Source organism: Mycobacterium sp. (assembly GCF_049281135.1).
Taxonomy (GTDB): Bacteria; Actinomycetota; Actinomycetes; order Mycobacteriales; family Mycobacteriaceae; genus Mycobacterium.
On sequence record NZ_JBAPRN010000786.1, the window covers coordinates 1 to 10,277 of the forward strand.

Consider the following 10,277-nt stretch of genomic DNA (forward strand, 5'->3'; position numbering starts at 1 on the left):
CCAGTGAAGGTCCGCGATGGCTGACCAGGCACTCGGCGGCTACGACCCCAACGCGGGCCTCAGCGCGCACAATGCCGGGCGGCCGCAGCTGATCCCGGTGCCGTCGCTGCTGCGCGCCCTGCTTTCCGAGCATCTGGATCCGGGCTATGCGGCCGCGGCCGAACAGCGGAACCGCAGCGGCGAGCCACCGACCGTTCGAGCACGCGCCATGAGCTGGGTCTGGCAAGCGCTGGCAGCGTTGCTGGTGGCGTCGGTGTTCGCCGCGGCCGTCGCACAGGCCCGGCTGGTCGCACCGGGAGTCAGCGCGGCGCAACGGGTGCTGGCGGCCGGCGTGCGTTCCGAAGAGGCGACGACCGGCGAGCTCACCAAGCAACGCAATACGCTTGCCGCACAACGTGATGACGTTCAACGGCACGCGTTGGCCGAAGACGCCGCGGGCCAGCGACTGCTCGCCAACCTCGACCGGCTCAGCCTGGCCGCCGCGAGCACGCCGGTCGCCGGTCCGGGTCTGAGCGTCACCGTGACCGAGCCCGCCGTGAGCCCGAACCTGTCCGACGTCTCCAAGCAGCGAGTCGGCGGCAGCCAGCAGATCATCCTCGATCGGGACCTGCAGTTGGTGGTCAACTCACTGTGGGCCAGCGGCGCCGAGGCTATCGCCGTCGACGGGGTCCGGATCGGCCCGAACGTGACCATCCGGCAGGCCGGAGGCGCGATACTCGTCGACAACAACCCCACCGCCAGCCCGTACGCGGTTCTGGCGGTCGGTCCGCCGCATGGAATGCAAGACGTGTTCGACAACAGCCCGGGGCTACGCCGGCTACGGCTCTTGGAGACCTCATACGGTGTCGGCGTGAACGTCAGCGCCAAGGACAATCTCACGCTGCCGGCCGGGGCGGTCCGAGACGTCAAGTTCGCCAAACAGATTGGTTCGTAGTGCGGAAAAACCTAATGCAGAACATAAGGGTAGCGGAGGCAGAGCGGGGATGATCGGTATCGCAGCGCTGGCCGTCGGCATCGTGCTGGGCCTGGTCTTTCACCCCAGCGTGCCGGAGGTCATCCAGCCCTATCTGCCGATCGCGGTGGTCGCCGCACTCGACGCGGTGTTCGGCGGGTTGCGGGCATACCTGGAGCGGATTTTCGACCCGAAGGTCTTCGTGGTGTCGTTCGTGTTCAACGTGCTGGTCGCGGCGCTGATCGTCTACGTCGGCGACCAACTGGGCGTCGGCACACAGCTATCGACGGCGATCATCGTCGTACTGGGTATCCGCATCTTCGGCAACGCCGCGGCGCTGCGGCGCCGACTCTTCGGGGCGTAATGGGTACAAGGCCGACATGAGCGACACCGATCCCGAAGCCGACGACACCGCCGCGGAGTCGCGCCATCCCGATGCCGAAAATGCTGAAAAGCCCGGAGAGGTCGAGGAGACGGCCGAGCAGCACGGTCGGCACGAGCTGGGGCCGCACCAACCGCAACCCGCGATCGGTGAGTTGCAGCCCCGCGGATTTCTGCGACGCGGCCGGACAGTTTTCGGCACGCTGGCCCTGATCCTGTGTCTGCTGCTGGGGGTGGCGATCGCAACCCAGGTCCGTCAGACGAACACCGGCGACTCGTTGGATACGGCCCGTCCCGCGGACCTGCTGGTGCTGCTGGATTCGCTGCGTCAACGCGAAGCGACGCTGAACACCGAAGTCGCCGAGCTGCAGCGCTCGTTGAACGCCTTGCAGGCCTCGGGCAGCAACGACCAGGCCGCTATCCAGAACGCTCAGGCCCGGCTGGCGGCGTTGTCGATCCTGATCGGCACAGTCGGCGCCACCGGCCCCGGCGTCACCGTGCGGATCGAGGATCCCGGGCCAGGGGTTGCGCCGCAGGCGATGCTCGACGTGCTCGACGAATTACGGGCCGCCGGCGCCGAGGCCATCCAGATCAGCGATGGGCACGAGGCGGTGCGGACCGGCGTCGACACCTGGATCGTCGGTGCTCCCGGTGCACTGATCGTCGACGGCAAAACCCTGATCCCGCCGTATTCGGTTGTCGCCATTGGCGATCCACCGACGCTCGCGGCGGCGATGAACATTCCCGGCGGCGCGGTGGACAGTGTCAAACGCGTCGGCGGCACCATGTCGGTGCAGCAGGGCGACAAGGTCGACATCACCGCCTTGCGACAACCAAAACCGCGCCAATACGCTCAGCCCGTCAAGTAGAAACCGACCAGAACAGGAAAACCGTGAGCGAAATCCCGCCTGATTTGCACTACACCGCCGAACACGAGTGGATTCGGCGGACCGGGGATGACATCGTCCGGGTAGGGATCACGGATTTCGCCCAGCAGGCCCTCGGTGATGTCGTGTTCGTCCGGCTGCCTGATGTGGATAGTGACCTGTCTGCGGGGGACGCGTTCGGCGAAGTGGAATCGACCAAGTCCGTGTCGGATCTGTACGCACCGGTCACAGCGAAAGTTGTTGCTGTCAATGAAGATTTGGAAGCCAGCCCCGAGCTGGTCAACTCCGACCCTTACGGCGGCGGCTGGCTAATCGACCTCCAGGTCGACGCCGACGCCCTGAAGACGGCATTCGAGGAGCTGCTGGACGCCGAGACCTACCGCGGCACGCTGGCCGAATGACCCTTGTTATCGTTCCCTGCGCGCGGCACGGATACACGCCGGACCGGGGCCGGACTCCGACGGCGATCAGATGTCGCCGCCGATCCGGCGGGGGACGGCACATTGGGCTCCTGTGCGCGGTACGGTCGTCACATCGACGGCCACAGCGGGTGGGAAGCCGGTCGACCGGACCCAACCAGGCAACACAGCAGCGGTCAGTGAGGAGCAGCGGGTGACGGACAAGGACAACGACCAGACTTCTGACGAGGTCACCGTGGAGACGACCTCTGTTTTCCGCGCCGACTTCCTCAATGAACTGGACGCCCCCGCGCAGTCGGGCTCGGAGACCGCGGTGTCCGGTGTCGAAGGCCTGCCGCTCGGTTCAGCGTTACTGGTCGTCAAACGCGGGCCGAACGCCGGGTCGCGCTTCCTGCTCGACCAACCGACCACGTCGGCCGGCCGCCATCCCGACAGCGACATCTTCCTCGACGACGTCACCGTCAGCCGGCGGCACGCTGAATTCCGGTTGGAGACCGACGAGTTCCACGTGGTCGACGTCGGCAGCCTGAATGGCACCTACGTCAACCGCGAGCCGGTCGACTCGGCCGTGCTGGCCAACGGCGACGAGGTACAGATCGGCAAATTCCGCCTGGTATTCCTGACCGGCCCCAAGGTCGGTGACGACGGAGGGTCCGGAAGCTAGTGACCGCGCCCGAGACCCCCGCACTGAGCGGGATGTCTATCGGAGCGGTCCTCGACCTGCTACGACCGGACTTCCCGGATGTGACGATTTCCAAGATCCGTTTCTTGGAAGCCGAGGGTCTCGTTACGCCACAGCGCGCGGCATCGGGTTATCGCCGTTTCACGGCCTATGACTGCGCACGCCTGCGCTTCATCCTGACCGCCCAGCGTGACCAGTACCTGCCGCTGAAGGTGATCAAGGCCCAGCTCGACGCGTATCCCGACGGCGAGCTGCCGCTGGCCGGATCGCCTTACGGTGTACCGCGATTGGTGTCGGTCGGCGACGATGGCGCCGCGGATCCGGCGGCGGTGTCCGCTGCCCGCGTCCGGCTCAGCCGAGAAGACCTGCTGGAGCGTTCAGGGGTGGATGGCGAGCTGCTCACGGCGCTGCTCAAAGCCGGCGTGATCACCACCGGCCCGGGTGGTTTTTTCGACGAGCATGCGGTGGTGATCCTGCAGTGCGCCCGAGCGCTCGCGGATTACGGCGTCGAGCCGCGTCATCTCCGGGCGTTCCGCTCGGCGGCCGACCGGCAATCCGACCTGATCGCGCAGATCGCCGGGCCCCTCGTCAAGGCCGGTAAGACCGGTGCCCGAGACCGCGCCGACGACCTGGCGCGCGAAGTCGCCGCCCTGGCGCTCACGCTGCATACGTCGTTGATCAAGTCCGCAGTGCGCGACGTTCTCCACCGCTGAAGGACTAGACTTCGGAACGACAGCTTGCGTTCGGCGGCATGGTGTTTGCACCACTACGTCGGAGCAGGTCTGATCGGACACGGCAGCACGTGCGGAGGGCAGACACAGATGGGTGAAGTTCGCGTCGTCGGCATTCGCGTCGAGCAGCCGCAGAACCAGCCGGTGCTCTTGCTGCGCGAGGCTGACGGCGACCGCTACCTGCCGATCTGGATCGGCCAGTCCGAAGCCGCAGCGATCGCCCTCGAGCAACAGGGAGTCGAGCCGCCGCGTCCGCTCACCCATGACCTGATTCGGGATCTCATTGCTGCGCTTGGTCATTCGCTCAAAGAGGTGCGTATCGTCGACCTGCAGGAAGGCACGTTCTACGCCGACCTGATCTTTGACCGGAACATCACAGTCTCCGCACGGCCATCGGACTCGGTGGCCATCGCTTTAAGGGTCGGCGTACCGATTTACGTCGAAGAAGCCGTCCTCGCGGAGGCCGGCCTGCTGATTCCCGACGAGAACGACGACGAGCCGTCCACCGCCGTTCGCGAGGACGAAGTGGAGAAGTTCAAAGAATTTTTGGACAGCGTCTCGCCCGACGATTTCAAGGCCACCTGAACGCGCACAGACCAAAAATCGACGTCGGCCCGCAAAAAAATGCGGACCGCATTTGTCGAGTAGGAAACGCCCGAGTCGGCAACATCACGGATGCGTCTCAACTGCGAGTTCGACCTCGACACGCCCGGTGGATAGCGTGGAGTCACCGCCTCGCCCGCCATACTTTGAATTCAATTGATTAGTTCTACGAACACCAGAGCGAGTCGAAAAGCGTATGCTCACAAGCACTCGATTGAGCAAACGCGAAAACGGCAGCCCGTAACGAGCGCGCGATCGGCGAGAGGATGCACCGTGGGCGACCAGCCACGTCAGGATCAACTGGATCTCGAGTCTGTGACCACACTCGACGACAGTTCAGAAGCCATTCCCGAACCGGCGATCCGCGTGTCGAGCGAACCCGTGCAGGGTGGCTTGTTCCCCGACGACTCGGTACCCGACGAACTGGTCGGCTACCGCGGCCCGAGCGCCTGCCAGATCGCCGGCATCACGTATCGCCAGCTGGACTACTGGGCGCGCACTTCGCTGGTAGTGCCGTCGATTCGCAGCGCCGCCGGATCCGGCAGCCAACGGCTGTACTCGTTCAAAGACATCCTCGTGCTCAAGATCGTGAAGCGTCTGCTCGACACCGGGATCTCGTTGCACAACATCCGTGTCGCGGTTGATCACCTTCGTCAGCGCGGCGTGCAGGACCTGGCCAACATCACGCTGTTCTCCGACGGCACCACGGTTTATGAGTGCACCTCGGCCGAAGAAGTCGTCGACTTGCTGCAGGGCGGACAAGGCGTGTTCGGCATCGCCGTCTCTGGGGCGATGCGCGAGCTGACCGGCGCCATCGCAGATTTTCCCGGCGAGCGCGCCGACGATGGCGAGTCGATCGCCGCGCCGGAAGACGAGCTGGCCTCGCGGCGCAAGCACCGCGACCGCAAGATCGGCTGACTTCAGCCGTTATAACTATGCCGCGGGCTACGCCGGCGGCATCCAGTCGGTAAACTCGACAGCGCATCGTTCTTGCGCGGGAGAGTTCCGTGGCCGCCAGCCACGGACGCCGAAGGAGCAATACCTCTCCGTCAACCTCTCAGGCAACCGGACCGCGCCAGACCCCGATGCCTCTGGAAAGTGGTGACTTTCGGGTCGCCCGCCCATGGGGAAAGACATTCGGATGTCGAATCTCTCAGGCGCCCGGTTCGGGTAGACGACAGAGGGGGAGGGCCTGCCTTCCCTGTTTGTCAGGAGTTCGTCGAATGTCCGACTACACCAATCCGCTTTTCGCCGACCGGCACATCGGCCCGGACAGCGCCGCCGTCTCGGCAATGCTCGAGGTCATCGGGGTCGACTCCCTCCAGGAACTCGCTCGCCGCGCTCTGCCTGCGGGAATCCTCGACGGATTGACCGGTTCCGGCGCCGCGCCCGGCCTCGATCAGCTGCCGCCCGCGGCCTCCGAGGCCGAAGCGCTGGCTGAGCTGCGGACGCTGGCCGACGCCAACACCGTCGCGGTGTCGATGATCGGGCAGGGCTACTACGACACGTACACACCGCCGGTGTTGCTCCGCAATATCTTGGAGAACCCGGCCTGGTACACCGCCTATACGCCGTATCAGCCCGAGATCAGCCAGGGTCGGCTGGAGGCGCTGCTGAACTTCCAGACCATGGTCGCCGACCTGACCGGCCTCGAGGTGGCCAACGCATCGATGCTCGACGAGGGGACCGCAGCCGCCGAGGCGATGACACTGATGCATCGCGCGGTGAAAGGGAACGCCAACCGGTTGGCCGTCGACGTCGACGTCTTCGCCCAGACCGCAGCCGTGCTGGCCACCCGGGCCGAGCCGCTTGGCATCGAGATCGTCATCGCCGACCTGCGCGAGGGCCTGCCGGACGGGGAGTTCTTCGGCGTCATCGCCCAACTGCCGGGTGCCAGCGGCCGGGTCACCGACTGGTCGGCGCTGGTCTCGGAGGCGCACGACCGCGGCGCGCTGGTGGCCATCGGCGCAGATCTGCTGGCGCTGACGCTGATTACGCCGCCGGGGGAGATCGGTGCCGACGTGGCGTTCGGCAACACCCAACGTTTCGGTGTGCCAATGGGATTCGGCGGTCCGCACGCCGGATACCTGGTGGTGCACACGCAGCACGCCCGCCAGCTACCGGGCCGGCTGGTCGGGGTCTCTCAGGACGCCGACGGCTCACCCGCTTACCGGCTGGCACTGCAGACCCGCGAGCAGCACATCCGTCGCGACAAGGCCACCAGCAACATCTGCACCGCTCAGGTGCTGCTGGCAGTGATGGCGGCGATGTATGCGAGCTACCACGGCGCCGACGGACTGGCCGGGATCGCGCGGCGGGTGCACGGTCACACCGAGTCGATCGCCGCCGCTCTCGGCGATGCGTTGGTGCACGACAAGTACTTTGACACCGTCTTGGCCCGGATCCCCGGCCACGCCGACGAGGTGATCGCGGCGGCCAAGGCCAACAACATCAACCTGTGGCGGGTGGACGACGACCACGTTTCGGTGACCTGTGACGAGGTGACCACCGAGGCCCATGTGGCGGCGGTGCTGGACGCGTTCGGCGTCCAGGCGACCGAGCCGGTCTGCGCGGGGATCGTAAACCGGACTTCGGAATTCCTGACCCACCCCGCGTTCACCCGCTACCGCACCGAGACGTCGATGATGCGGTATCTGCGCGCGCTTGCCGATAAGGATCTTGCGTTGGACCGCAGCATGATTCCGCTCGGCTCGTGCACGATGAAGCTCAACGCCGCGGCCGAAATGGAATCCATCACCTGGCCGGAGTTCGCGCGTCAGCACCCGTTCGGGCCGGCCTCCGATACCCAGGGTCTGCGCAAGTTGATCGCCGACTTGGAGACCTGGCTGGTGCAGATGACCGGCTACGACGCGGTGTCGCTGCAACCGAACGCCGGATCGCAGGGCGAGTACGCCGGCCTGCTGGCCATCCACGCCTACCACACCAGCCGCGGCGAACCGCAGCGCGATGTCTGCCTGATCCCGTCCAGCGCGCACGGCACCAACGCCGCCTCCGCGGCGCTGGCCGGTATGCGGGTGGTTGTGGTGGCGTGCCGGTCCAACGGTGACGTCGACCTCGACGACCTGCGCGCCAAGGTCACTGAGCACGCCGACCGGCTGTCGACGCTGATGATCACCTACCCGTCGACACACGGGGTGTACGAGCACGACATCGCTGAGGTCTGCGCGGCCGTGCACGACGCCGGCGGGCAGGTCTACATCGACGGGGCCAACCTCAACGCGCTGGTCGGGTTGGCCCGGCCCGGCAAGTTCGGTGGCGACGTCAGCCACCTGAACCTGCACAAGACGTTCTGCATCCCGCATGGCGGCGGTGGTCCGGGCGTCGGGCCGGTGGCGGTGCGCTCGCATCTGGCGCAGTTCCTGCCCGGCCACTCGCTGGCACCCGAGCTCCCGGCCGGTGCGCCGGTGTCGTCGGCGCCCTACGGGTCGGCGTCCATCCTGCCGATCAGCTGGGCCTACATCCGGATGATGGGCGCGAACGGTCTGCGGGCCGCGTCGCTGACCGCGATCGCCTCGGCCAACTACATCGCCCACCGCCTCGACGAGTACTACCCGGTGCTGTACACCGGCGAGAACGGCATGGTCGCTCACGAGTGCATCCTGGACCTGCGGCCGATCACCAAGTCGACCGGCGTGACCGTCGATGATGTCGCAAAACGGTTGGCGGACTACGGATTTCACGCACCGACCATGAGCTTCCCGGTTGCCGGCACGCTGATGGTCGAACCTACCGAGAGCGAGAGCGTTGCCGAGATCGACGCGTTCTGCGACGCGATGATCGCCATCCGCGGCGAGGTCGACAGGGTCGGCGCAGGGGAGTGGCCGGTCGACGACAATCCGTTGCGCGGCGCGCCGCACACCGCTGAGTGCCTGGTCGTGGACAAGTGGGAGCACCCGTATACCCGCGAGGTCGCCGCCTACCCGCTCGGCAAGGGCTTCCGGCCCAAGGTGTGGCCGCCGGTGCGCCGCATCGACGGCGCCTACGGCGACCGCAACCTGGTCTGCTCCTGCCCGCCGGTGGAGTCTTACGCCTGACCTAAATTGCGGCGCCCGGCAATTATCGACCGACTACAGGCCTGTGAGTAAGCCCAAACTGAAGTGGCCAAGGAGCTCGTTTAGTCCGGTTTCGAGGCCCCCTAGCTCGGTCGAAATACCCCCGAGATCGGTCGTAATGGTCCCGAGATCACCGGTAATGGTCGTGAGCGAATCACCGGTACCAGTCAGACCGCTGATCAGGTCGGTTGTGAGCGTCGAGGGCAGGGTGTTCAAGTCGGTGGTGATGGTGGTTAGCACACCACCCGGGCCGGTCAAAGCACTGACCACATCATTTGCGATTTCGGTGGCGGTCGGCAGGTTGCCCAACTCGCTCAGCAAGGTACTCAGGTTGCCCAGGTTGCCCAAATCGGCCAGAAGGCCGTCGAGGGAAGTAGTTACCCCGCCGAGCAGGCCGGTGACGTCCAGCAACGGGAGAAGGTCGGTGGCGAGGTTGTCGGCCCCGGTGATATACGGTGTCCCGCCTAGATCGATGAGGCTATCAACGGACACGGCGAGCTGACCGAGGGAGTCGGTGGCCGGCGCCGAGATGCCGTTGGTAAACGCACCAGGGTCGATGGCATTGGCCAAAAGCGCTAGAGCGTCGGCCTCAGAATCGACGAGTCGGACTTCGGAAGTCTGAAGTTTCGGTAGCGCCGGCGGTGTCACCACCGACATGACAGCGACCATGCCGGCGCCCAGCAAGGCAACTCCAGCAGCGGTATAGGGGCGAAGCGCTTGTTCCATCACTGCATCCTCCTTGTCGTTCCCCCGACTGTGATGCATCTCACAGCTTGGTCGGGACTGTAGCTGAGATTCGGCTAAGAAACACACATATGCGTAACAAAACCGCTGCTCGTCCGTATATCCGGACGCTAATTCCGGCACATCGGATATCAGAAAAGCCATCGGTGTGAACCAGACGCCGCATCGCGTGACGTCGACCTCGGGCTAGGGAGAAGGATCGAGCGGCCGCCGGCGCTTACGGCGACCGCCGCCCGGAAAGCGCTCTTGCGCCCACCGGTGGAGTGTTCCGCCTGATCGCTACATGCCCAGCGCGGCGAGGATCTGCTGCGGTACGACGTCCACCAGCAGGGTGTCGAAGCCACCAAGCGGTTCCACGCTGACGTTGGCCAGATCGCCCAGACCCAGGTCGCCGATCAGGTCGCCCAGATTCAGGTTGGACAGGTCGCCCAAGTCGCTCAGGTTCAACGGCAGGTTCGACAGGCCCAGGTCACCCAGCAGATCACCCAGGTTCAGGCCGTTCAACAAGTCGGTGATGTTCAGGCCGAGGATCGGATTCGCGATGGTACCCAGGTCGCCCAGCAGGTCGCTCAGGGTCAATTGACCGGTCGCCGAGGAGAAGCCCAGGTCCGAAAGCAACGTACCGATACTCAGAGTGCTCAGCGGTGTTGCGTTGGTGACGTCGGTGCCTAGCGCCGTCAGTATGTCGCTCAGCGAGTCATTCAGGGTCTGCCCGCCCAGCAACGTGCTCACCGTGACGTTCAAGTCGCTTGCGATAGTGCCGTCGAGGACAGTTGTCAAGCTGGTTTCAAGGCCGGGGACAAGG

At 65.6% G+C, this 10,277-nt stretch carries 10 protein-coding genes, 1 pseudogene and 2 riboswitches; of the genes and pseudogenes, 9 read left to right on the plus strand and 2 right to left on the minus strand.

Annotated features, from left to right (window positions below; genetic code table 11):
• The first annotated feature begins 16 nt into the window (after positions 1–16).
• The 9 genes from WAN02_RS31140 (at position 17) to gcvP (ending at position 8,710) form a co-directional block, all read left to right on the plus strand.
• A complete protein-coding gene (locus WAN02_RS31140) occupies positions 17–934 on the plus strand; it encodes a DUF881 domain-containing protein (RefSeq protein ID WP_422269224.1) in 918 nt (305 codons plus the stop codon).
• Positions 935–983: 49 nt separating this feature from the next.
• Positions 984–1,316: a small basic family protein gene (locus WAN02_RS31145; RefSeq protein WP_325691218.1), complete on the plus strand. Its 333-nt coding sequence runs from the start codon at positions 984–986 to the stop codon at positions 1,314–1,316.
• Positions 1,317–1,332: 16 nt separating this feature from the next.
• Positions 1,333–2,202, plus strand: a complete 870-nt coding sequence (locus WAN02_RS31150; RefSeq protein ID WP_422269225.1) for a DUF881 domain-containing protein — start codon at positions 1,333–1,335, stop codon at positions 2,200–2,202.
• Positions 2,203–2,225: 23 nt separating this feature from the next.
• Positions 2,226–2,621, plus strand: coding sequence for a glycine cleavage system protein GcvH (gene gcvH, locus WAN02_RS31155; RefSeq protein WP_422269226.1), 396 nt, complete (start codon positions 2,226–2,228; stop codon positions 2,619–2,621).
• A 211-nt stretch (positions 2,622–2,832) separates the two neighbouring features.
• Complete coding sequence (garA, locus tag WAN02_RS31160) at positions 2,833–3,303, plus strand: glycogen accumulation regulator GarA (protein WP_422269227.1); 471 nt, start codon at positions 2,833–2,835, stop codon at positions 3,301–3,303.
• Positions 3,303–4,034, plus strand: a complete 732-nt coding sequence (locus tag WAN02_RS31165; protein WP_422269228.1) for a MerR family transcriptional regulator — start codon at positions 3,303–3,305, stop codon at positions 4,032–4,034. Before garA ends, WAN02_RS31165 begins: the two co-directional genes overlap by 1 nt.
• A gap of 108 nt (positions 4,035–4,142) precedes the next feature.
• Positions 4,143–4,637, plus strand: coding sequence for a bifunctional nuclease family protein (locus WAN02_RS31170; protein ID WP_325691227.1), 495 nt, complete (start codon positions 4,143–4,145; stop codon positions 4,635–4,637).
• Between the two features lie 291 nt (positions 4,638–4,928).
• Positions 4,929–5,573, plus strand: coding sequence for a MerR family transcriptional regulator (locus WAN02_RS31175; protein ID WP_422269229.1), 645 nt, complete (start codon positions 4,929–4,931; stop codon positions 5,571–5,573).
• A gap of 67 nt (positions 5,574–5,640) precedes the next feature.
• Positions 5,641–5,738: riboswitch (glycine riboswitch) on the plus strand.
• Positions 5,739–5,846, plus strand: a riboswitch (glycine riboswitch).
• Positions 5,847–5,878: 32 nt separating this feature from the next.
• Complete coding sequence (gene gcvP / locus WAN02_RS31180) at positions 5,879–8,710, plus strand: aminomethyl-transferring glycine dehydrogenase (RefSeq protein WP_422269230.1); 2,832 nt, start codon at positions 5,879–5,881, stop codon at positions 8,708–8,710.
• Positions 8,711–8,743: 33 nt separating this feature from the next.
• On the opposite strand, the gene WAN02_RS31185 is transcribed toward gcvP, so the two are convergent.
• Together WAN02_RS31185 and WAN02_RS31190 are read right to left on the minus strand one after the other, a co-directional pair.
• The gene (locus tag WAN02_RS31185; protein ID WP_422269231.1) at positions 8,744–9,616 is read right to left on the minus strand and encodes a hypothetical protein; all 873 of its coding nucleotides are present in this window, start codon (positions 9,614–9,616) and stop codon (positions 8,744–8,746) included.
• A gap of 135 nt (positions 9,617–9,751) precedes the next feature.
• Positions 9,752–10,277: pseudogene (locus WAN02_RS31190) on the minus strand (hypothetical protein); the annotation flags it as partial.